General features: G+C 65.5%; 21 protein-coding genes. 14 read left to right on the top strand and 7 right to left on the bottom strand.

Annotation, left to right across the window (positions count from 1 at the left end; translation table 11 throughout):
* The first annotated feature begins 2 nt into the window (after positions 1-2).
* Genes EJ073_RS10345 through EJ073_RS10325 form a run of 5 tightly spaced genes read left to right on the top strand, consistent with a single transcriptional unit; the run spans position 3 to position 5,227 of the window.
* A complete protein-coding gene (locus EJ073_RS10345) occupies positions 3-986 on the top strand; it encodes an NAD(P)-dependent oxidoreductase (protein WP_126055636.1) in 984 nt (327 codons plus the stop codon).
* Complete coding sequence (locus tag EJ073_RS10340) at positions 983-1,819, top strand: MBL fold metallo-hydrolase (protein WP_126055635.1); 837 nt, start codon at positions 983-985, stop codon at positions 1,817-1,819. Before EJ073_RS10345 ends, EJ073_RS10340 begins: the two co-directional genes overlap by 4 nt.
* Positions 1,816-3,072, top strand: a complete 1,257-nt coding sequence (locus tag EJ073_RS10335; protein WP_126055634.1) for a F390 synthetase-related protein — start codon at positions 1,816-1,818, stop codon at positions 3,070-3,072. Before EJ073_RS10340 ends, EJ073_RS10335 begins: the two co-directional genes overlap by 4 nt.
* Positions 3,069-4,214 carry a GNAT family N-acetyltransferase gene (locus EJ073_RS10330; protein ID WP_245455531.1) on the top strand — a complete coding sequence of 382 codons (1,146 nt, stop codon included), beginning with the start codon at positions 3,069-3,071 and terminating at the stop codon, positions 4,212-4,214. The genes EJ073_RS10335 and EJ073_RS10330 overlap by 4 nt, the downstream gene beginning before the upstream one ends.
* The gene (locus tag EJ073_RS10325; RefSeq protein WP_245455530.1) at positions 4,211-5,227 is read left to right on the top strand and encodes a Rieske 2Fe-2S domain-containing protein; all 1,017 of its coding nucleotides are present in this window, start codon (positions 4,211-4,213) and stop codon (positions 5,225-5,227) included. Before EJ073_RS10330 ends, EJ073_RS10325 begins: the two co-directional genes overlap by 4 nt.
* Before the next feature lie 45 nt (positions 5,228-5,272).
* Here the strand turns inward: EJ073_RS10325 and EJ073_RS10320 are convergent, their stop codons facing one another.
* Both EJ073_RS10320 and EJ073_RS10315 read right to left on the bottom strand, forming a co-directional pair.
* The gene (locus EJ073_RS10320; RefSeq protein WP_126055632.1) at positions 5,273-6,427 is read right to left on the bottom strand and encodes a hypothetical protein; all 1,155 of its coding nucleotides are present in this window, start codon (positions 6,425-6,427) and stop codon (positions 5,273-5,275) included.
* 201 nt (positions 6,428-6,628) lie between these two features.
* Positions 6,629-7,105, bottom strand: coding sequence for a MarR family winged helix-turn-helix transcriptional regulator (locus EJ073_RS10315; RefSeq protein WP_126055631.1), 477 nt, complete (start codon positions 7,103-7,105; stop codon positions 6,629-6,631).
* A gap of 95 nt (positions 7,106-7,200) precedes the next feature.
* On the opposite strand from EJ073_RS10315, the gene EJ073_RS10310 reads away from it, so the two are divergent.
* From EJ073_RS10310 to arsC, 5 genes are all read left to right on the top strand, one after another.
* Positions 7,201-7,569 (top strand): antibiotic biosynthesis monooxygenase family protein, encoded by a 369-nt coding sequence (locus EJ073_RS10310; protein ID WP_126055630.1) that lies wholly within the window; start codon positions 7,201-7,203, stop codon positions 7,567-7,569.
* Between the two features lie 104 nt (positions 7,570-7,673).
* Entirely contained in the window at positions 7,674-8,354 is a 681-nt protein-coding gene (locus EJ073_RS10305; RefSeq protein WP_126055629.1) for an NAD(P)H-dependent oxidoreductase, read from the top strand.
* Between the two features lie 10 nt (positions 8,355-8,364).
* Entirely contained in the window at positions 8,365-8,697 is a 333-nt protein-coding gene (locus EJ073_RS10300; protein ID WP_126055628.1) for a metalloregulator ArsR/SmtB family transcription factor, read from the top strand.
* Positions 8,698-8,722: 25 nt separating this feature from the next.
* The gene (locus tag EJ073_RS10295; protein ID WP_126055627.1) at positions 8,723-9,406 is read left to right on the top strand and encodes an MIP/aquaporin family protein; all 684 of its coding nucleotides are present in this window, start codon (positions 8,723-8,725) and stop codon (positions 9,404-9,406) included.
* Positions 9,403-9,825 carry an arsenate reductase (glutaredoxin) gene (arsC, locus tag EJ073_RS10290; protein WP_126055626.1) on the top strand — a complete coding sequence of 141 codons (423 nt, stop codon included), beginning with the start codon at positions 9,403-9,405 and terminating at the stop codon, positions 9,823-9,825. Before EJ073_RS10295 ends, arsC begins: the two co-directional genes overlap by 4 nt.
* A 25-nt stretch (positions 9,826-9,850) precedes the next feature.
* On the opposite strand, the gene EJ073_RS10285 is transcribed toward arsC, so the two are convergent.
* On the bottom strand, positions 9,851-10,411 hold the full coding sequence (locus tag EJ073_RS10285; RefSeq protein ID WP_189347699.1) for a DUF2306 domain-containing protein: 561 nt from the start codon (positions 10,409-10,411) through the stop codon (positions 9,851-9,853).
* A 180-nt stretch (positions 10,412-10,591) separates the two neighbouring features.
* Here EJ073_RS10285 and EJ073_RS10280 point away from each other — a divergent pair, with 180 nt between their 5' ends.
* The 3 genes from EJ073_RS10280 to EJ073_RS10270 are packed head-to-tail and all read left to right on the top strand — an operon-like array spanning position 10,592 to position 13,566.
* Positions 10,592-10,912, top strand: coding sequence for a metalloregulator ArsR/SmtB family transcription factor (locus tag EJ073_RS10280; protein WP_126055625.1), 321 nt, complete (start codon positions 10,592-10,594; stop codon positions 10,910-10,912).
* A 48-nt stretch (positions 10,913-10,960) separates the two neighbouring features.
* A complete protein-coding gene (locus tag EJ073_RS10275; protein WP_126055624.1) occupies positions 10,961-12,355 on the top strand; it encodes an FAD-dependent oxidoreductase in 1,395 nt (464 codons plus the stop codon).
* Complete coding sequence (locus EJ073_RS10270) at positions 12,352-13,566, top strand: MFS transporter (protein WP_126055623.1); 1,215 nt, start codon at positions 12,352-12,354, stop codon at positions 13,564-13,566. Before EJ073_RS10275 ends, EJ073_RS10270 begins: the two co-directional genes overlap by 4 nt.
* Before the next feature lie 51 nt (positions 13,567-13,617).
* Here the strand turns inward: EJ073_RS10270 and EJ073_RS10265 are convergent, their stop codons facing one another.
* Positions 13,618-14,394 carry an OmpA family protein gene (locus EJ073_RS10265; protein WP_126055622.1) on the bottom strand — a complete coding sequence of 259 codons (777 nt, stop codon included), beginning with the start codon at positions 14,392-14,394 and terminating at the stop codon, positions 13,618-13,620.
* A gap of 83 nt (positions 14,395-14,477) precedes the next feature.
* Positions 14,478-17,780, bottom strand: coding sequence for a DUF6212 domain-containing protein (locus EJ073_RS10260; RefSeq protein WP_126055621.1), 3,303 nt, complete (start codon positions 17,778-17,780; stop codon positions 14,478-14,480).
* A 141-nt stretch (positions 17,781-17,921) separates the two neighbouring features.
* Here EJ073_RS10260 and EJ073_RS10255 point away from each other — a divergent pair, with 141 nt between their 5' ends.
* The gene (locus EJ073_RS10255; RefSeq protein ID WP_126055620.1) at positions 17,922-18,926 is read left to right on the top strand and encodes a glycosyltransferase family 2 protein; all 1,005 of its coding nucleotides are present in this window, start codon (positions 17,922-17,924) and stop codon (positions 18,924-18,926) included.
* Between the two features lie 35 nt (positions 18,927-18,961).
* Here EJ073_RS10255 and EJ073_RS10250 read toward each other — a convergent pair whose 3' ends face one another.
* Together EJ073_RS10250 and EJ073_RS10245 are read right to left on the bottom strand one after the other, a co-directional pair.
* Positions 18,962-19,249, bottom strand: a complete 288-nt coding sequence (locus tag EJ073_RS10250; protein WP_126055619.1) for a hypothetical protein — start codon at positions 19,247-19,249, stop codon at positions 18,962-18,964.
* A gap of 226 nt (positions 19,250-19,475) precedes the next feature.
* Complete coding sequence (locus EJ073_RS10245) at positions 19,476-22,145, bottom strand: DUF6212 domain-containing protein (RefSeq protein ID WP_126055618.1); 2,670 nt, start codon at positions 22,143-22,145, stop codon at positions 19,476-19,478.
* Positions 22,146-22,309 lie beyond the last annotated feature (164 nt).

Here is a 22,309-nt window from a genome sequence, read left to right as displayed (position 1 = left end):
CGATGGCCGTGCTCGTCACCGGCGCCAGCGGTTTTCTGGGCTCCCATGTGCTGGCAAGGCTGGCCGCGTCCGGCACGCTGGCGCTTGGCCTCGGCCGCGATGCGGCGCGCTGTGCGGCGCTGGAAACCGCCGGCCACCGGATCATCCGCCACGACCTGTCGCTGCCGCTCGACAGGGCGCTCGATCTGCGGCTCCGCAGGGTCGAGCGGATCATCCACTGCGCGGCGCTCTCCGCGCCATTCGGCCGGCTGGCGGATTTCGAGGCAGCCAATGTCGCGGCGATGCGAAACATCCTCGATTTCGCGACCCGGCAAGGCATCAGCCGCTTCGTCCACATCTCCAGCCCGTCCGTGTGCTTCGCCTTCCGCGACCAGCTCGATCTTGCCGAGGACGCGGCCTTGCCGGACCCGGTCAACCACTATGCCCGCACCAAGCGCGAGGCCGAGCGGCTGGTGCTGGCGGCGCCCGCCATCCACCCTGTGGTGCTCAGGCCGCGCGGCATCTACGGCGCCGGCGACCGCGCGCTCTTGCCGCGCCTCATCAAGGCCGCGAAGAACCGCCCGCTGCCGATCTTCCGCGACGGCCGGGCGCGCATCGACCTCACTCATGTCGACGACGTCGTCGATGCGGTGATGGTGGCGCTCGCAGCACCCCGGGAGGCTGAGGGCCATGTCTTCAACATCTCCGGCGGCGAGGTGTTGCCGGTGCGCCGCATCGCCGACGAGGCCTGCGCCTGCGCCGGCATCACGGCGCGCTGGCGGCGGGTGCCGCTGTGGCCGGCCATGCTTGTCGCCAGCGCCATGGAGGCGATGGCGCTCGCTCTGCCCGGGCCCCCAGAACCGCCGGTGACGCGCTACGGGCTTGGCCTGTTCGCCTATGCGCAGAGCCTCGACCTCGCCAAGGCCCGTCGCCTGCTCGGCTGGACGCCGAAGGTCGGGTTCGAGCAGGGGCTCGACCGCACCTTCGCCGGCGGAGGGCTGGCATGAAGATCGTCTTCGCCAACAGCGCCTGGGTCAGCGCCGCCGAGCGGCTGATCCTGCGCGGCGGCGGCTGGCATAGCGTCAGGCTGCGCGTCCGCTACGGGCTGTTCATTCATCCGCAGGCCGGGCCGGTGCTGGTCGACACCGGCTACACCCCAGAGGCCACCACGGGGCAGGGGCGCGGCCGCATGCTGCGCCTCTACGGCGCTGTGCTTAGGCCCGAGCTCAACGCGGCCGAACAGGTGCAGCCGGTGCTCGAGCGCTTCGGCCTTGCGCCCGGCGACGTGCGCACGGTTGTCGTCACCCATTTCCATGCCGACCACATTTCCGGCCTGCCGCTGTTTCCCCATGCCCGCTTCATCGCCAGCGATGCCGCCTGGGCGCGCGTCAAGGCGCGCACGCCGAGGCAGAACCTGCGCCATGGCGTCTTCACGGAACTCTTCCCCGCCGATTTCGAGGCAAGGCTCGATGGCCTGTCGACCAAGTGGCGGATCGAGGCCCGGGGCGGCGTCCCCGGCGGCGCTGATCTGTTCGGCGACGGCAGCGTGGTGGCGGTCGATCTTCCGGGCCATGCAGACGGCCAGTTCGGCCTTTTGTTCGCCGGACTGGAGCGGCCACTGCTCTATGGGGTCGACGCGCAATGGCTGCTCGCCGCCCTTGATCCGAAACTGTCCCCAGGCTTTCCCTCCAGCCTCATCGCAGAGGACGTTGCCGCCATCGGTCCGACCTGCGAGACGTTGCGCCGCTTCCAGGCGGCGGGCGGGCAGGTGATGCTCTGCCACGACCCGGAGATGACGCAATATGATCTGACTGCGGACGAACTGGCGGGGGTCGGATGAACGGGCTGGCGGAAGCGATCGGCTCCTTCGCCCTGACGCGCTGGGTCTCGCGCAAGAGCCGGCCGGATTTCGAGCGCTGGCAGGCAGCCGCCTTGCGTAGCTTCCTCGAGCGCGACCTGGCGCGCGCGCCCTTCTATCGCCATGCGCGGGCGCGCCTCGCCGACCTGCCCGTCACCGACAAGGCGATGCTGATGGACAGTTTCGAGGCCTTCAACATCCACGGCGTCACGGCAAGCGCGGCCTGGTCGGCTCTGGCCGGCGACGGACGCATCGGCGCGCTCACGGTGGGTGCGAGCACGGGCACCTCGGGCAATCGCGGCCTGTTCGTCATTTCCGAGGCGGAAAAATACCGCTGGCTGGGCGCCATCCTCGCCAAGGCGGCACCCGACCTCATCTGGCGCGGCATGCGCGTCGCCGTGATCCTGCCGCAGAACACCGGGCTTTACGACAGCGCCCGCAAATCCCGGCTGATCAAGCTCGGCTTCTTCGACCTGACGCTTGGGCCGGAAAGCTGGCGCGTGGACCTCAAAGACTTCGACCCGACGGTGATCATCGCGCCGCCGAAGATGCTCCGCCATTTCGCCGTCGCCGGCTTCCGGCTCGCGCCGAGGCGCGTCTTCTCGGCCGCCGAGACGCTCGATCCGGTCGACCGGCCGGTTATCGAAAAATCCTTCCGGCTGCCGCTCGAGCAGATCTACATGGCGACCGAAGGGCTGTTCGCGGTGACCTGCCGGCAGGGCGGCCTGCATCTCGCTGAGGATTCGGTGTTCTTCGAGTTCGAGCCGGCGGGCGACGGGCTGGTCACGCCACTGGTCACCGCCTTCCGTCGTCGTACGCAAATCATGGCGCGATACCGGATGAACGACCTGTTGCGGCTCTCCGAAGGACCCTGCCGCTGCGGTTCGCCGCTGCGCTGCGTCGACGAGGTCGTCGGCCGCATGGACGATGCCTTCCGGGTGGGTTCGGCCGAGGGCCAAATCCTGCTCACGCCCGACATACTGCGCAATGCGGTGCTCAAGGCCGACCGTCGCATCGACGATTTCCGGCTGGTCCAGACGGCGCCCGATGCCATCGAGTTGCGGCTCACGCCGGATTTGGCCGATGAGGCGGCCAGTGCCGCGCATCAGGCGGTGGGCGCACTGCTGGCGGCGCGCAGGGCAACGGCGATGGTCAATCTGGTGCGCGTGCCGCTGCCGCTGGAGACCGGCCGCAAATTGCGCCGTGTCGAGTGCCGGCTGGGAGCGGCGCCGTGAACCGGGCGGCAGTCGTGGCTGGCGCGCCCCAGCAAGCCGACCGGGTCGAGAACGATCCAGCCCAGGTCGAGGCTTTCGTGCGGCTCTTCAACGACGTCCCGGTGCGCGACCTCGTCGCCAACCTGACGACATCGGTCGAAAGCGCGGCGGTCGCCGGCCGCACCTTCCCGCTGACGCTGAACGACGCCGGCGAACCGCCGAACTGCTACATCTGCTGCCCATCCAGCGCCTATCTCGAATATGCCATCGACGAGACGCGCAATTTCATCGCGCATCCGTTGCTGCGGCGCTCGCTCACGGCGTTGATCGGCGCCTGCGCGCCGCTGGTGCGGACGAGTGGTCTCGACCGTCAGGTTCAGCTCAACAACTGGCTTTATTCGACCAATCCGGTGCCGCTGCTCGACCGAACGGCGGTGGCCGAGCTGCGCGCCGACCTTGTGGCGCGTTTCCCGGATCGCGCCATCGTCATCCGCTCGCTGAACGAGATCGCCGATCCCGCCACCATCGCGGCGCTGAAGGCCGAAGGTTTCCGCATGCTGGCGGCCCGCCAGATCTACATCTTCGCCGACCGCGGCGCGGCACCGGCCATGACCATCAACATGAAGCGCGACCGCAAGCGGCTCGCCACCACGCCCTTCGAGCGCGTCGGCGATGCCGATTTCAGCGAAGCCGACTATGCGCGCGCGGAAGAGCTCTACACCATGCTCTATCTGGAAAAGTACACGCCGCTCAATCCGCACTACACCGCCCGCTACATCGCCGAGATGCACCGGCGCGGCATCATCAGCCTTGCCGGCCTGCGCCGGCCGGGTGGAGACCTCGTCGCCGTCACCGGCCTGTTCGAGAACGGCCGCACGCTGACCCAGCCCATCGTCGGCTACGATACCGGCCTGCCGATACAGGAGGGGCTTTATCGCATGGTGATGGCGATGGCTCAGCAGCATGCGACCGCGCACGGCCTATTCTTCAACATGAGCGCCGGGGCGGCGGGCTTCAAGCGCCTGCGCGGCGCGGTGGCGACTATCGAATACAACGCCGTCTACGCCGGGCACCTTTCGCGCCGCCGGCGTGCGGCGATCCGCGTCATGGAAACCGTGCTGGCGCTGGTCGGCATTCCCTTGCTCAGGAGGTTCGAGCTGTGAGCGTGCGCCAGAGGCACAGCGAAGATCACGATCGGAAAGATCATTGGCAGGCCGTGGCGCTGTCGGCCGACATCAGGCGCAAGCCCAGGCGCATCCTGATCGACGGCCAACCTGTCGTCCTGTTCCGCTCGGCCCAGGGCATCGCCGCGCTGTTCGACCGCTGCCCGCACCGGCTGGTCGAGCTCTCGACCGGCAAGGTCGTCGGCGGCGAAATCGAATGCCCCTATCACGGTTGGCGCTATGACGGCGAAGGCCGCTGCACCGCCATTCCCGGTCATGTCGGCGAGATGCCGCATTACCGCGTGCGTCGCTACGGCGTCATCGAGCGCGACGGCGTCGTCTTCGTCTCGTCGGGAACGCCGCAGGGCGAGCCCTATCTCCACTGCATGCAGGGTCGGGACCTCGTCGTGCGGCGGGTGCGCAGCTCGACGCAGTCGACGGTGATCGACGCGGCCGAAAACATCCTCGATGCCACCCATACCCACTTCACCCACAAGGGCCTGCTGCGCGGCCTGAGCTCGCGACGCCATCTCGTGCGCGTCGAGGTGACCGGCGGCGAGGGCTGGGTCGAGGCCTGCTACACCGGCGAGGATCGGCAGCAGGGGCTGATCAGCCGGCTGCTGGAGGGTGAGCGCGCGAGAACAATCGGCCGCTTCCGCCATCCCGGCATCGCCGAACTGGAATATTGGAGCAAGGATGGGCTGGCCCTCGCCACCACCTTCCATCTGCGCCAGGCCGACGAGCGCACCGTCGAGGGCGTCGGCTGGTTGACCGGCCCGCGCCAGGGCTTGCTCGGCAGGATAAAGGCATTTGCCTTCAAGCCGCTGTTCAACGTCGCCCTGCAGCAGGATCGCCGCGTGCTGAAATCGGCGAGCGACAACGCCCGTTTCGCCCCGCCGGCGCTGCCGGTGATCGGTCCGCTGGATTTCCTGCGCCACGACATCGCCGCGATTATGGCCGGGAACCTGCCGCCGGCGGCAAGCGAGCCAAGAGTGCATCAGATCGAGCTGTGACGGCAGGCGGAAGGACCGTCGCATTCCTTCGCCCTCCTGCCGACGTCACTCGTCCGGCCCGTTCCATTCGATGTCGCGCGTCGATGCCGCCTGCAGGCTGATGCGCTCTCGAAGCGCAACGCCTGCGATCTCGCCCAGCGCCGCCCATTGCGCCTTCACCGGCGCCGGATCATCAGGCCAGTCGAGCAGTTCCTCGACCTCACGCATCGCCTTGCGGAAGCGGCCGAGGCCACCGCAGCGCAAGGCCGCCGGCAGCCCGTAGATCCACATGGCGAGCCGCGCGGTCTGGGGCGCGGTGACATCGGGTCTGACCTCGGGCCCGTCTCCCAGCACCGCGTTCGCAAAGCGCGCCGGATCGCGGAAGAAATGCAGCCCGCTGACGGCGCGCGGGTTGCATTCCAGCGGCAGAACCGTTCCGTCTGCCTGCCGCATCAGGTCGAAGGAGATCTGTCCGGTCCATGACGTGGCGGCGACGATGCGCTCGACCAGCCGCCGCGCGGCCGCGTCCTCGGCTGGCTCGAACAAGACGCCGGCACCCTTGCCGGCGCGATAGAGCGATCGGTAGAGCGAGAATGCCTTTAGCCTGCCGCCGCGCGCCACCGCATAGGCGCTGATCTCCTCGCCGGGCACGAAGCGCTGCGCCACCCAGGGCGCGGCGGGCGAGGGATTGACGGCATCGAGTGCGCCGGGCGAGGGGCGCAAAAGCACCTGGCTGGCAAAGCGCGACCACACCGGTTTGAACACCAATTCGCGCGCGCGGCCGCGCATGGCCCCCAGATCGTCGCGCGATTGCAGCAGCACCGTTTCCGGCACCGCCAGGCCGAGCCGTTCGGCCAGCCGGATGAAGGCATGTTTGTTGTGGACTTCGGCGAGCAACTCGATGCCGGGCGCGAACAGGCGCGCCGGGATCGCGCGGTCGCGCCAGGCGAGCGCCTGATGGAAAACCTCCTCGCAGGTCGGGATGACCAGGCCGATCCCTTCGGCGCGCACCAGCGCCTCGACCGCCTCGGCGTAGGCCGCCGGCTCGAAGCGCGGTCGCGGCAGGCGGTAGTAGCGTGCGCAGGCCACGCTGGCGGCAGCAATCGGGCGGGCAGGTGTGTCGGCGAGGATCACCCGGTGTCCGGCGCCATACAGCAGCCGCGTCAGATGCAGCGCCACCGGCGCGCGCGCTCCGGTGACGAGTATTGAGCTATCGGGCACGGGATACTGGCATCGGTGAGGCTACTGCGGTCATTGCGGTTGTCGGAACCGTTGCGCGAAATCGCCGCGCTTGGCAACGCAGCCGCGCGGTGTACTGTGCGCCGGTTCGGGCCGTCCAAAGCTGGCGATGCTGGGAAGCGAGCAGCGCCAGGATGAGGGCGGCGCTCAGCAAGGGATGGGACAGCCACCGTTCCGCAGCGGTCAGCCCTGCTCTTCAGCGTCATCGTTGCCTTCCAGTTTTTTGCGTAGTGCCGTGATCACGCCGTGCATGGTGTTGATGTCCTCGACGGCAAGCCCGTCGGCGAGGGTGTTGATCCAGGGGGCCTGCAGGCGCATGGCCGCGTCGTAGGCTTCGCGCCCGTCGTCGGTCAGCACGACAAGCTGCGCCCGCCGGTGATGCGGGTTGATCCTGAAGGCGACCAGTCCTTCGCCCTCGAGGTCGTTGACGATGCGCTGCACGTTCTGGCGGTTGGCGCCGAGATCGCGCGCCAGCCACGCCACCGGCTGCGGACGCTCGGCGGCGACGATGGCTCCCAGCACCTGCCAGCGGGCGCTGGTCAGGCCGAGATCGGCGACCAGCCTGTCGCCGGCAGCGCTGATGCGGCTGTTCAGCCTGAACAGGTCGAGAATGAGATCGCTCAAAGCCTTGCCGGTCGGTGTTCGCTTTGTATCGGGCATTTGTCACCTTATATCTATATTGACATCATGTTGTCAAATGTATATGTATGCATCATAACAGATTGACATCATAACACCAATTGAAGGAGCCTCCCATGACCCGTATGCGCCCCCTCGACCCTGCTTTCCCGATCGACCGCCAGGTCGCGATCGACGCCGCCCCCGTCGTGCTGGTGAACGTGTTCACGCTCGACAAGGCCGACGAGCAAACCTTCCTCGACGTCTGGCAGGACGACGCTGTCTTCATGAAGCAGCAGCCGGGTTTCATCTCGACCCAGCTTCACCGCGCGATCGGCGAAAGCCCGACCTACCTGAACTATGCCGTGTGGGAATCGACCGCCGCCTTCCGCGCCGCTTTCTCCCATCCGCAGTTCAGGGCGAAGATCTCGGCCTATCCGTCCTCGGCTGTGGCTTCGCCGCATCTGTTCCAGAAGGTCTCGGTGCCCGGCATCTGCGTGGCCTAGTCGAAGCGGGCAGGAGGGCGCCGCATGCGGGGCGCTCCGGCAGCTAGGCAAGCCTATTAGCTTCGACTAATAGCTTCGGGTGGAAGGCTTGAGGGCGTCATCCAATGAAGGTCAATGTAGTCTACGCGCATCCGGCGGCCGACAGCTATTTGGCATCGCTTCACCAGCGCGTCGTCAAGACGCTCAAGGCAAGAGGCGACGAGGTCATCGACTTTGACCTCTACGAGATGAAGTTCAACCCGGCGATGCTGCCCGAGGAATGGCGTGGCCATTACGATCCCTCCCAGGTGCCGAAGGATCTGCAGGTCTATGTCGATGCGCTGTTATGGGCAGAGGCATGCGTCTTCTGCTTTCCGACCTGGTGGTCGGGCATGCCCGCCATACTGAAAGGCTATTTCGATCGGGTGTGGCGCCCAGGCATCGCTTACGAGGTGCCGCCGGATGACGGCCTGATCAAGCCGGCGCTGCTCAATATCCGCCGCATGGGCGTGGTCACCACATGCGGGTCGCCGTGGTGGTACACCCAACTCTATATGCAGAACCCCGGAAAGAAGGTGCTGCTGCGCGGACTGAAGACCATGTGCGGCCGGGCGTGCGGCATCTGTACCTGTCGCGATACTCCGTTCACAGCATATCGGACGAAAAGCGCGAAATGTTCGCGCGCGACGTGGAGCGTCGCTTCGATACGTTCTGAGTTCCATTGGTGCACCCGACCGATCCTCGTCACGCCCGCTGTCATCTGTCTGTCATGTTGCGTTACTAAGCATCCTCAAATCCGGATTTAAGGATATATGGATGGACAGGGAAGCGGCCCTTCGCGCCTTGGCGGCGCTTGGTCAGAACACGCGCCTGGAGGTTTTCCGCCTTCTGGTGAAGACCGGGGCGGGCGGCCTGCCGGCGGGCGAAATCGCCGCGCGGCTCGAAATCGTCCAGAACACCATGTCGGCGCATTTGAAGGTGCTCGACCATGCCGGACTGGTCCGCGCGGCGCGAGAAGGGCGCGTGATCCGCTACGTCGCCGACATGACCGGCTTTCGCGACCTGCTTGCCTATCTCATGGAGGATTGCTGCAACGGCGCGCCGGAACTCTGCCAGCCGGTCCTCCGGGCCGTGACCTGCAAATGCTAGCAATGCAACATATGCGGATCCGCTCATGATTGTCGATCTTCCCCGCCGTCTCGCCGCCGAGGCGCTCGGCACCGCCATGCTGGTCGCCGCTGTCGTCGGCTCGGGCATCATGGCCGATCGTCTCACCGACGACGTCGCGCTTTCCCTGCTCGGCAACACGCTGCCGACCGGCGCTATCCTGGTGGTGCTGATCACAGTCCTCGGCCCGATCTCCGGCGCCCATTTCAATCCGGCCGTGACGCTGGTGTTCGGGCTGAGGCGCGAGATCGGCTGGCATGCCGCACTTTGCTATGTCGTCGCCCAGTTGCTCGGCGGCCTCGCCGGCACGGTCGTCGCGCATGCCATGTTCGGCCTGCCTCTCGTCGAACTGTCGACGACGGTGCGGAGCGGGGCGGGGCAGTGGATCGCCGAACTGGTCGCGAGTTTCGGGCTGGTCTTCACCATTCTCGCCGGCCTGCGTTTTCGCGGCGATGCCATCCCCTGGCTGGTCGGGCTCTACATCACCGCAGCCTACTGGTTCACCGCCTCGACCTCCTTTTCCAATCCGGCGGTGGCCGTCGCGCGCGCCTTCTCCAACACCTTTTCCGGCATCCGGCCGCTCGACGTCCCCGCCTTCATCGTTGCCGAATTGCTAGGCGCGCTGCTTGCGCTGGCGCTGGCCGGCTGGCTGCTTGCTGAACCGAAACCTGAGATGAGAGCCGCCGAATGACCATCACCATCTATCACAACCCTGCCTGCGGCACCTCGCGCAACACGCTGGCGATCATCCGGCAGTCGGGCGAGGAGCCCGAGGTGATCGAATATCTGCAGACGCCGCCGTCGCGCGAAAAGCTCGTCGAGCTGATCGCCGCCATGGCGATGACGCCGCGCCAGCTGCTGCGCGAGAAGGGCACGCCCTATGCCGAGCTCAATCTCGGCAATCCCAAATGGAGCGACGACGAGATCCTCGATTTCATGCTGGCGCATCCGATCCTGATCAATCGGCCGATCGTGGTGACGCCGAAAGGCACGATACTGGCGCGGCCGTCGGAAGCGGTGCTCGACATCCTGTCCAATCCCGACATCGGCCCGTTCACCAAGGAGGACGGCGAGGTGGTGATCGGCGCCGACGGCAAGCGGGTCGTCTGACGTAGCACCGAAAGGCGCTCGCCTCTCAGTCTGGGTTTGCGGATCTGGTGCTTGCCGCTCGCGAGCGATCGAAGTCCAGGACGACCGGGTGCTGAAACAAGGCATGGAGGATTATCGGCATTCCGATCGCGCTGGGCAGAACCCAAAATGCAATAGTTGGAAGCTCCCTCCATAAGGGCAGGTTCTTGCCGTTATCGAGGTAAAATGCGGTAAGCATTACGACGTAGGACATCCCCATGCCGGTGAGATGCAGCCTGGGCCATTGGCGCCAGTGTCGTCGGGCGGCCGTGCGCCCGAAATAGGCAGATGCGAAAGAAATGCATCCCAGCGCGAACAGATGGTAGTTTTCCGCCCAGCGCAGGAGCGACAAGGCGCTCATAGTCACGAACACGCCGAACAGGCACCAAAAGTAAATGCTGCCGAAGTTCGAGTGCCGGCCGCGCCCCTTTTGGGCGAACATCGCGGCAGCGCCGGTGGTCAAGGCGGCAAGCCCAAACAGAATATGGACACCTACAACGCCCAGAAACACCGGATCGATGGACGGAATTGGGATGCCCAGGACGATGGTTGTGCCTTCGCTTTCCATGTTCACTCGCCGCCGAAGCCCATGCGCAGGATCGGCGACCATGCCTCCGTCTTGATTGATGATAGCCTATATCATCTGCAGGCCAGCCGCGTTGGCGTTGGGCGGATTGCTACCTGCATATTTCCATAATGTTCGAAATTCCCTTGACGGCGCCGCCCAACCTGGCATAGCCATATTTCCATGAAACTCGAACAAGCAGCAAAGCAGTTGGAAGCGCTCGGCAATCCGACGCGGCTCAATCTCTATCGCATCCTGGTCAGGGCCGGAGAGGCCGGCCGGCCGGTCGGCTATCTGCAGGAAAGCCTCGGCATCGCCGCCTCGACGCTGTCGCATCATCTGCACCGGCTGATCCTGACCGGGCTGGTGAGTCAGGAGCGGCAGGCGACGACGCTGATCTGCCGCGCCAACTATCCGATCATGCGCGATCTGATCGGCTTCCTCGCCGACGAATGCTGCGCCGACGCCGCCTGCAACCCCGCCACGGGAGAGGTGGCGGCATGATTTTTTGCCCGATATTTCGATAATCCCGGAATTATGGAAGGTGGGAGCATGAGCGAGCAGAACGATCTCCCGGTCGCCGTTATCGGCGGCGGCCCTGTCGGCTTGGCGGCGGCCGTTCATTTGTTGGAACAGGGCGTGCCGGTGAAGCTCTACGAGGCCGGTACCGCTGTAGCCTCCAATCTCAGGGATTGGGGCCATGTGCGGGTGTTCACGCCCTGGCGCTACTGCGTCGATCGGGCGGCGAGGGAACTGCTGGAAGCGACGGGCTGGAAGATGCCCGATCCGGAGACCTTTCCCACGGCCGATGATCTTGTCGCGCTCTACCTCGAGCCGCTGGCGAGATTGCCGGAACTGTCGCCGGTGATCGAGACCGGCGCCCGCGTCACCGGCATCTCCCGCTGGGGCGCCGACAAAGTGCGCGGCGGCGGACGCGAGGCGCGTCCCTTCATGCTGGTGGTCGAAACCGCCGGCGGCATCAGGCGCGACCGCGCCCGTGCCGTGATCGATGCCTCCGGCACTTGGCGCACGCCCAATCCGCTCGGCGCCGGCGGCATCGCGGCGGAGGGAGAGGCGGAATTCGCCGACCGCATCGCTTACGGCATTCCCGACATTCTCGGCCGGGACCGGGCCCTTTACGGCGGCCGCGCCACGCTGGTGGCAGGGTCCGGCCATTCGGCCGCCAATGCCCTGCTCGACTTGGCCAGGGTGGCGGATGACGAGCCGGGCACAACGTTCATCTGGACGACGCGCGGCACCGATCTGGTGCGCATCTATGGCGGCGGCGATCTTGATGCCTTGCCGGCCCGCGGTGAACTTGGATCCGACGTCAGGGACCTTGCCGAGAGCGGCCGCGTCCAATTGGTCACAGGGTTTGCCACGACGGCAATTCGCGAGGAAGACGGCCGGCTGATTGTCGAGGGCGATACGGCGGACGGTTTGCGGCGCATCGGCCCTATCGACCGAATCGTCGCCGCGACCGGCCAGCGGCCCGATCTCAGCCTGACCAGGGAATTGCGGCTCGACCTCGATCCATGGCTGGAAGGCGTCAGGGCGCTGGGGCCGCTGATCGATCCCAACGAGCATTCCTGCGGCGACGTGCCGCCGCATGGGCACCGCGAGCTCAGCCATCCCGAGCCCGGCGTCTATACGGTCGGCATCAAGAGCTATGGCCGGGCGCCGACCTTCCTGCTGCTGACCGGCTACGAGCAGGTGCGCTCGGTCGCGGCCGCATTGGCCGGCGACGTCGCCTCGGCCGATGCGGTGCAACTGGTCCTGCCCGAGACCGGCGTCTGCACGGTGCCGGGTGGGGTCACCGTGACCGGCAAGACGTTCGCCGGCTGCTGTGGTGGTCCGGCCCCGGAAGCGGCGGACGGCTGCTGCGTCGCCGACGCCGAGGCGAAAGCCGCCGGCAGGGGCGGCTGCGGTTGCGGCGTTGCCGCATGAGCAGCATGGCCGGCATGCGCGGCCGCGGCATCATCATCACCGTGCTCGGCCTGACGCAGATCATGGCGTGGGGCTCGTCCTACTATCTGCCGGCGGTCATCGCACCGGCGGTGGCCCGCGACACCAGCTGGCCGCTGGCATGGGTGGTTGGCGGCTTGTCGCTCGGGCTTCTCGTCGCCGGCCTGATATCGCCGCGCGTCGGCTCCTCGATCGAGCGCCATGGCGGCCGTAACGTGCTCGCCTTCAGCGCATTCTGCATCGGCGCCGGCCAGATCGGCCTGGCCGCGGCGCCCTCGCTTCCCGTCTATATCGGTGCCTGGCTCGTGATCGGGCTCGGCATGGGGGCAGGACTCTACGACGCCGCCTTCGCCACGCTTGGCCGCCTTTACGGCAATAGCGCGCGTTCGGCCATCACCACGCTCACCCTGTTCGGCGGCCTGGCCAGCACCGTCTGCTGGCCGATCTCGGCTTTCCTGTTGAGCACGATCGGCTGGCGCGGCGCTTGCCTTGCCTATGCCGCCGTGCAACTCCTCATCGCGCTGCCGCTCTATCTCACGCTGCTGCCGCGCCGGGTGCCGCAACGCAGCGCGGCATCCGATGTGGATCGAAACGCCGCCGCTGCAAGGCCAGTCAACCCGTCCTTGCCCGTCATGGCCTTGCTCGCCAGCACCATCACGCTGGCGGCGGTGATTTCCTCGACGCTCTCGGTGCATTTGCTGTCGATCCTGCAGGCCGGCGACCTGGCGCTCGCCGCCGCTGTCGGTCTCGGAGCCCTGGTGGGCCCCTCGCAGGTAACGGCGCGCGCGGTCGAGATGATGATCGCGCGCTATCACCATCCGATCTGGACCAAGCTTGCCTCGGCGAGCTTCGTCGCCATCGGTGTCCTGGCGCTGTGGGCCGGCATGCCGGCCGTGCCGGTGGCGCTCGGCTTCTACGGCGCTGGCATCGGTCTCGAATCGATCGCGCGCGGCACCTTGCCGCTCGCCCTGTTCGGTCCGTCAGGCTACGCGAAGCTGATGGGCCGTCTTGCCATGCCGAGCCTGATTGCACAGGCGGCCGCGCCGTCGATCGGCGCGGTGCTGATGCAATGGACTGGAGCGCAGGGCACGCTCGCTGTGCTCGGCGGCCTCGCGCTGTTCAATGTCGTGCTGGCATGGAGCCTGCGCTGGCTGCTGGTCCGCGACAGGGGCGTCCACTTGCAGCCGGGATAGCCGAAGCGCGGCGCGGGTGATGGCGCCTGCGGATTCACGTTCCCTGGGCCGCTACATCAGCGATGCGGTCGCCAGGCGATTCCTGGCGGTGTTCGGCTTGCTGTCGCCGATATATTCGACGTTCGTGTCGATGAGCCGGTCACTGTCGATCCCGGCCGCGGTCAGAATGTCCACCATCGCCTTCACGCGCTGCTTGGCCAGCGCCTTGTTTGTCTTTGCGGCATTGGCGCCTTTGAATTCCTTGGCCGCCAACGCCGTCAGTTCGACGTTGCAACGCGAGTCCTTGATGCTCGCGGCGAACTTATCGAGGTCATCCTTGATCTGCGATGAAATCACAGAGGACTGGCTGTCGAAAAACAGATGGACCTGGACAGGCGCGCGCTTCTCGTATTGCCGGCACGATATCCCTTGCTTCGGCAAGGTGTACAGGATCGCGCTGCGTGCCGTTTTCGTGTCGGCGGCGCCATCGTCGACCCAATGCGAAAGCGCCAGCACCATTTCCGGCTTGACGCCTTGCGCCTTGAGGAAATCGCTGGTTGCATTCAGCCTGCGGCCGGCAATGCCGTCAGCCTTGTCGTAGCCACCTTCCTTGCTCGCCGTCGCATAGAGCCTGTAGCCGCAATCCTGTCCGGCATCCTTGATGAAGGCCTTCAACGCGCTGGCGGAATCCGTCGATATCTTGCCGTCGCCCTTGTTGAACAGGACGCGATAGGAGTTCCACTGCGTGCAGTTTGGGCCAAGGTCGCGTTCCTGGGCGACCGCGCTGAAATCTACCGTACTTGCGGCAGTGCTAATAAAGGCTAGAACAAGGATGAATGATTTCTTCATTGTCTTGGCGCCTCTCGCTGCGGCTTAGTCTAACGCCGCATTCTTTACTGCGGCAAGGTGGCAAACCGCGGCCGGCGCGCTCGTCAGTCCCACAACAGCAGCAGCTTGCGCCAGAAGGCATTGGACGGCATCGGCCTGGAGCCGCGCGGCAGGCGGATGGCCAGGTAGATCGTCAGCCATTTGCGATCTATTTCCCGGATCGAGACTTTCAAATCCTGCAGCTCGAAAGGTCTCGGAACCCGTGTCCATCCGGAGAAGGCGAGGGCGCCGCTCGGGGCATCGCCTTTCCACGAGAGTTTTTCCTCCGGCCTGCCCAGCGCCATGGCGAACTCGAAGGGCGACGCCTCCTCATGGGCGATCTCCACCGTCGCGACGACACTTCTGGCAAAAGCCGGGAAAGCCGACTTGAGGGCCGCGACAACCGGACCATGCGTGTTCGGCCGCAGGAACAGGCCGCCATCGTCGCCGGCGACGAGCAGCGTCGGCAGGTCGGAGGGATGGTTGGTTACGAGCGAGGCTTGCTTGATCTCGTCATTGGTAATCCGGCGCATGCGCCGGCGCTCCTGCGGCGCGTTGAGACGCGGGTGTCTCGCCCCGTTCGAAACGACATGGCGAATCTGGATGCTCGAAAAGCCGCCAAGCACACGCGCCTGCGGGCGGCCTCCGCCGCACCGGACCGCGAGCAGCAGATCGCGCCGGCCCGACGCCGGCGAACTGATGGCCGTTCTTATTTCGCGCGGCTCGTGCGGCCGGCTGACATCGGCCCAGCCGCTCCCGCCATCAAAATCGAGCATTCCGGCAAGCTCGCCGAAAGTCTGGTTTTCCGCGTCGACGATCGCAAGCTGGAACTGCGCGGTTCCAGTAAGGTCCTCGTCGAGGTAGATCCAGCAGCTTGCGCCGATGACGCCCGGCGGGCAGACGCCCTTCAGCAGGGCCATCGTCACGTTGCCGCCCCTTGCTTCGAGAAACAGCTGATCCGGCGATCGTTCGACATAGCTCAGCAAATCCGCAACGGCATCGGGATGCGAAGCGACATGAGCAAGGCGCAGCGGCTCGGCCGAAAGGTATTGCTCGCGGTAAAGCGAGGAATGCAGCTCCGGCACGGTCTCGTCGGCGGCTGCGTTGAGCATGTCGACGACGCCGAGTGTGAAGTCGGACCGGCCGGCATGGGCGAGCAGCGAGATCGCCGTGTCTGGCCTGCCCTCGCGGGCCGCGATCTCGGCCAGCAGTTGCATCGCATCGGCGGCGTTGGCGGGGCCAGAGCTCAGCCTGAGATAGCGCTCGTCCTTGACGCGCAGCTCAAGGTTCCAGAGGTTGAGGTCCTTTTCATGACTGGCGGTATTCGAACTGATGCCGAGCTGCACGAACATGTCCGTATGCGCGAATTTGTGCTTGCGGAAGACGTCGATGATCGGCCTGCGGTTCCTCAGCCATTCGGCATTCCGGTTCATCCCTGTCGGCGCCGACCGGTACCAATAGAGCGGCTCCGGCACGGTGATGATCTCGAGGCCCGCCAGATCCGCGCGAAGGAAGAATTCCCAATCGCTCGCTGAAAAGCCGCGCTCTTCATTGAGATAGCCGACCCTGTCGAACACCTCGCGCTGGAACATCGCATTGGCGTCGCCATAGGGATTGGTGATCAGCGCAATGTCGGGCGGCCCTCCGACCGGAAAGTAGAGCATGTATCCGCCCTTAGTATCCGGTGGCACGAAGGGTTCGTTAAGCCATTTGGCGAAGGTCGTGCAGATGTCGGCGCCGGAATTCTGCATGCCTGCGACGAACGTGCTGACCGCGTTCGGGAAGAGTGCGTTGTCGTCGTCCAGGAACAGGATCAGCGAGCCCTTGGCGGCGCGGATGCCTGTGTTGCGCGCCTTGCCGAGGAAGCCGTTCTTCTGCCGGATAATCCGCCAGCCGCGCTGCTCGAACTCCGGTTCGAGGTCGGCCAAAAGTTCGATTGCCTCAGGATCGGTGCTGCCGTCATCGACGACGATCAGTTCGATGTTGGGATAGTCCTGGCGCCGAACCGAGGCGATTGCCTGCGGCAGCAGCCGCGCCCGGTTGTAGTGCGCGGTGATGATCGACACCAGTGGCGGCCGGCTCCGCCGCGAGCCGGCGGCCTTGCGCGGCTCCCGGCGGAATTTCGCGTGCAGCCGGCTCCAGGCCTTCTCGCGCGCCGCACGCCCGTGCAGCGGCTTCGCCGGGCTGATCGCGCGGCTTTGCAGCGCCTCCGCGATCTTGGCCGCGATGGCGGACGCGGAAGCCTCCATCATGACGGTGTCGGCCGACTTCGGGTGCAGCATGTCGCGTATGCTGCCGACGTCCGTCGCGACGAAAGAGACCTCCTCGTCGAGGCATGCGACCACGTCCATCGGAAGCTGCGCAGCCGCATGCGTGATCGCCACCAGCGCATGGCTCTGCCGCAGGTATCGGAAGATCTCGGGTTCGTCGCGAATGGGCAGCAGCTTCAGCTTGAACGGCCATTGCCGCGCGCGCCGGACGATCATCCCGCCCGAATGCTCGCCGAGCATATGGCCAAACGCGCCGACGACCGTCACCGCCAGGTCGGTGATGCCGCTGTCGGCCAGACGATCGAGCGCATCGCAAAACAGCGTCAGCCCGCTGCGCGCCTCGGTGCCGGAGAAATGAACGATTTCGGTGGTGAGCCGCGGTCGCCGCCGATAGGGATCGGAGTGGAAGTTCGAACGCCATTCCTCCGGCACGAGCGGGACGGCGACGTGGCGGCTGGCGGGCAGTTTCCAGCCTGCCTTGGTCATCCAGTCGAGCACCGACTGGCCGGTGACCACGAGATGGTCGCAGGTCTCTGCCGAGGTCCTTTCCATATGTGCGATGGTCATCTGCTCCTTGCGCTCGACCGCCCGGCCATTGGCCTGCAGCTTCCACACCAGCGGTTCGTGGGCGAGCACGACGATCGCGGGCGGATCGGGAAAGACCCCGGTGCGTTTGGCAACGGTCGGGAAATGCGCCAGTCCGCCCTCGAGCGCGAAGTAGACGACGTCGTAAGCGTTCTGCTTGAGGTAATGGTAGACGGCCACCGAATGCTTGTCGCTCGAGTCCAGGCCGCGCAGCAGCTCGGGCGACTGCGGCAACAGTTCGAGCCGCACCAGGAAATTGTCGAAGCACCATTTGCCGAGCCTGGCGATCTCCTCCTCGTCGGGCTGGCTGCCGATCGGGCTCGGCACCCATAGCAGCGTGACGGTGTCGCCGGTTACCGCAAGATATTGCGCCAGCGCGTAGGTCGCCGACCCCGGATCGGCGGTCGAAATCGAACCGAACTCGACCTCTGAAACGACGCATACATTGCGGGGCTTGTGGCTTGCCTGTCGCTTGGCCTTGGGCGTCGCGCCTAGCTTAGAACCAATGCTCAATCAGTCCCCCTTGATCATCAGCGGCAGCGGACAGTCTTGCCAACAGTAGGATAACACTTTGATAATTGTCTCGCGGGGATAATCGCCGCGCGGAGCCACAATACCCACTCGCTTTCGCGTAACCCGGATCATGACGCTCGCATGCTTGGCCATCGATCTCCGAAACACCTCGAACGGCTGGACGACCGGCAGATCGACGTAAGCAAGGGCGAGATCCTGTGCTTTGTCGGACTGCGCAATGAAGCGACACTGCTGCCCAAGCTTCTCGATCACTATCGCGGCCTCGGCGTCGATCGTTTCTTCTTCCTCGACAATGGTTCGACGGACGGGACGCTCGAACTGATCCTGGAGCAGCCGGACAGCCATTGCTTCCACACGGAAGGATCGCACTTCGCCGAGAACATCGATCCGCCGCGTTGGATCAACACGCTGATGAACGTCTTCGGCACTGGCCACTGGTGCCTCTCGATCGACGCCGACGAATTGCTGGTCTACCCGGATTTCGAGCGGGTGAGCCTGCACCGGCTTTGCGACTATCTTGACTCGACCGACGCCGACGCGGTGATCGGCTCTATGATCGACATGTACGCCGACGGCCCGCTGGCGGAGTGCCACTATGACGGCACGCTCCCGCTTATCGAGGCCTCACCCTATTTCGATCCGGAACCGGGCTGGCTGCGGGCGCGTGACGGCAAGTACCCGCCGCAGCAGATGTTCGGTGGCGTCAGGGAGCGCGTCTTCTGGCACGGCCGGTTCAAGCAGACCTTCCCGCCATGTCTGACCAAGGTGCCGATCGTGCGATGGGAGCGGGGCAGGCGCTATCATGTGGCCCAGCACACGATCAGCAAGGTTCAGTTCAGCGAGCTCCGCGTCGCGCTGCTGCATTTCAAATTCGTCTGGGGTTTCCGCCAGAAATCAGCGTCGTCACTGAGCGAGAACACGCAGCTTAAGGAAAAGACCCTGGAGGAGCGCGCCGCCTACATGGAGGCATTGGAGCGCGATCCGAAACTGTCGCTTCGGGACCAACGCTCCGTTCGCTATCGTGACGCCGCGCAACTTGTCGAACTCGGCTGGATGAGAACCTCGGATCGCTACGCCGAGTTCGTCTCAAACGCCGTTAGGCCGCGTCAAAGCGCGGCCACTTGAACTGACGAACGATCGAATTGTGGATACGGCTGATTCTACCCGCCGTAACCGCCGCCGCCATCACCGTTATTTCCGTCGCCGCCGTTCGGATTGAATTGCGCCAGCGTGTTCAGGGCAAGCGCCTTGCAGGCCGTCGGAGCATTAGGATAACGATGCAGATAGTCTTCGAGCGCCTCGATCGTACCGATCTTCAGGGCCTGCTCGCAAGCGAGCTCGGCCTCCTGGATCCCACCTTCGAATTGCGCCTGCGCCGCGCCAGAGAAAGCGACGCTCACGCCAAGAATACTTAGCCCACCCAATAGTAGCGATTGGATTTTACGCATAACAAGCCCCTTTCACCACGCACCACATTGAAATTATTGTTTTGTTAGCAATTTGTCAACCATATCCGTGGCGTGCCGGGCGCCATCCTGGCGCAAGGTTAACGGCCGGATCCGCGGCCGACGCGCTGCATGTCGCCCTAACGCTCCGGCGGTTTTTGGGAGAACGACGTGCATGAAAACAAAGATTTGAAGCGCGCCGGCTGAATCCGTTCCCGCACGACGCGGTTCAGTCGCCGATCAGTGTCAGCGTCCGAAAGAAGGCGTTGGTCGGAGCGCCGTTGGGGCTTCCGGCGAAACGAACCGCAAGCATGATCGAGAGCGGCATTTTGCGCCGTGCACGAAGCGTCGCCACCAGGCTACGGCGCGCGAATTTGTCCGCGACCGTCATCCAGCCCGAGAAGGCAAGGGTCTGCCCGGATATGTCCCTCTGCCAGTCGATGGTCTGATCGGGGCGGGCAAGCGCAAGCGCGAAGTCCAGTGCCGGCGCGTCGGCATGCGCGATTTCGACTGTAGCCTCGATCGCCCGGAAGAAGGGAGGAAACTGATGATCGAGCGAGGCCGCCACCGCGCCGTCGGGGTGGGGGCGCAGGAACACCCCGCCGCCATCCGGCGCGACAAGCAGCAGCGGCAGGGCCGAGACGCGCGGCGTCAGCAGCCTGGCGGTCCGCAAGACATCAAAGACGAGGATGGTTGAACCGCCGCCATCATCGGGACGTTCCGTGACATCGACAGCTGCGGGCCGTCCAAGCAAGCCGGCCGCGGTATCGCCGCGGCCCACCGAGCGGGCGATGCGCGCCAGCTTCTCCAGGGTCGCATCGCTGTTCGGCTCGAGGTCGCAGAGCTCCAGATAGTCTCGATAGGCGGGAGTGTACCGCAGGTTCTCGCGTGCGCTCTCGATTTCGGACCGTGTCGTATTCTGGGCGATGGCCAGTTGGTGCAGCAGCCCGGCGCCATCGAACTGGCTCGAGCCAAATGTCTTCAGGACCGGGCGGCGATTGTCATACCAGTTAGACATCCGGAACATGCCGTCCGGTTTCGACCGGTACCAGTAAAGCGGCTTCGGGATCGGCCTGATTTTCAGCCCGGCAAGCGAGGCCCGCGCGAAAAATTCCCAGTCGTGCATAGCATAGCCCGGCTCTTCGACCAGGTATCCGATGCGCGAGAAGACAGACCGGCGCACCATCGCATTGGCGTCGCCATAGACGTTGTGGATCAGGCCGAGCGCGTCGGGGCCGCCTAGCGGCAGATAGTGGATCAGCCCGTCGCCGCGGTCGTCGGGCACGGTGTCCTCGTAGAAGATCAACTGGAACGCGGTGCAGATATCCGCGCCCGAAGCCGACATGGCGCGGGCGAAATGCTCGACCGCCTCCGGGAACAGCGCATTGTCGTCATCGGCGAACAGGACCAGTTCGCCCTGCGTGGCGCGAATGCCGGCGTTTCGGGCCGCGCCGAGGTGCTTGTGCGGCCGGCGCAGGATCTTCCACCCGCGTTGGCGGAAGCCCGGTTCCAGCGCGTCCAGCAATCGCCTGGCTTCGTCCAGGTCGCTGCCGTCGTCGACCAGCACCAGTTCCAGATTTTCGTAGGTCTGAGCCTCGACCGCCGCGATCGCCTGTTTCAGATAGGACGGCCGGTTGCGATGGGCCATGACGATCGAAACCAGCGGCGATGGTCCGGCGCCCTTGCGGGCCCGCCTGCGCGGCGGATCGCGCGTATCCAGCCAGGCCTGCCGGGTTTGGCGCAGGCGGTCGATCCGCTGGACGCGCGGCGGATCGTCGAGCGCCGCCGAGATCGCCTGCGCCAGCGCGGCGGGGTCGGGCTCGACCAGGCCTGGCTGGCCCGCCTCGGCCAGCCAGGCCTCGGCGTTCGCGCCGACATTGGTCGCAACGACCGGCAACCCCGCCTCGATGCAGGCTGCGACGGTCGCGCCGGTCGATGCGGCCCGCGCGGGAACGACCGCAAGCGCCCCGGTCCTGGCGGCACGGTCGAGCCTTGTGTTCAGGTCCGCATTCGCCAACAGGTTAAGCTTGAACGGCCATCGCTCGGCGCGCCGCACAACCAGTCCGCCGCTATGCTCGCCCATGATCCTTCCGAACGGACCAAAGGCGGTGATGCTAAGGTCCTTGGGCGCCGCCGTCGCAAGGATGTCCAGCGCATCGCACAACAGCGTCAGACCATCGCGATGCCGCCACCCGGCCAGCACGACAAGCTCGCTTGCGCTTCCCTTGCCGGTCGACGGCAGCGCGCCGGCAGGGTCTACAGCGTCCCGCAACAGCGGTATCACCGAAAACTTCCTGGCCTTCCAGCCCTTCGACACCATCCACCTGCGTAAGGCTGCCGACACGCAGATCGTCCCGTCGGCCATCTCGGCGCAATATTTCTCCATGAAGGCGACGGCAATCGCCGAGGTGCTGTCCATGAATGCCTTGTCGGCTTCATGCTCCCATTGCGCGGGAGCATGGGCGACGATGACGATGGGCGGCGCGGTGAACGCTGCTGTCTCGGCCGCGAGCAAGGTGAAGTAGGGCAGCCCGCCCTCGAGCGGCGCATAGACCAGGTCGTGGCCGGACCGTTCGAGATAGTGCAGCACGGCGGCCGACCGGCTCTCGGGCGTCGCCAGCGAGGGCAGCAACCGATCCGAGCTGTCGAGCACATGCAGCCGGACCGAGGTCGTCTCCAGCGCGTGGCGGTGCGCCGCCATCGTTTCGGAGGAGGGCTCTTGCTGGCCCGGCACCCATAGCAGGGTGACCTCGTCGCCGTCCGCGGCGAAAAGCCTGGCCAGCGCGACCATGGCCGCTTCGTCTTCGCCGCGACGGCCGATCACGCTCGTCATGACACAGACGCGGCGACGCCCGCCTTCCGGCTGCAACGGCCTTAGCTCCTTGCCACCAACGGCCATCGAAATTCCTTGTTCAGTTCCACCGCAAGCGCCTCCGCGGCGCGATCCCTTCCGTCATGATGCCCGTGCCAGGTTTACTTTTTGGTGATCATGCTTCTGCGCTGTCGGTAAACCAAGTCCTCAAGCAGTTCCTAAAATGGCTGTGCAATCAAACGACTGTTACA

The sequence above is a fragment of the Mesorhizobium sp. M4B.F.Ca.ET.058.02.1.1 genome, from assembly GCF_003952505.1.
In the GTDB taxonomy this organism is placed as follows: Bacteria; Pseudomonadota; Alphaproteobacteria; order Rhizobiales; family Rhizobiaceae; genus Mesorhizobium.
Note: the sequence above shows the minus strand (reverse complement) of the source record. Positions and strands in the feature narration are given on the sequence as shown.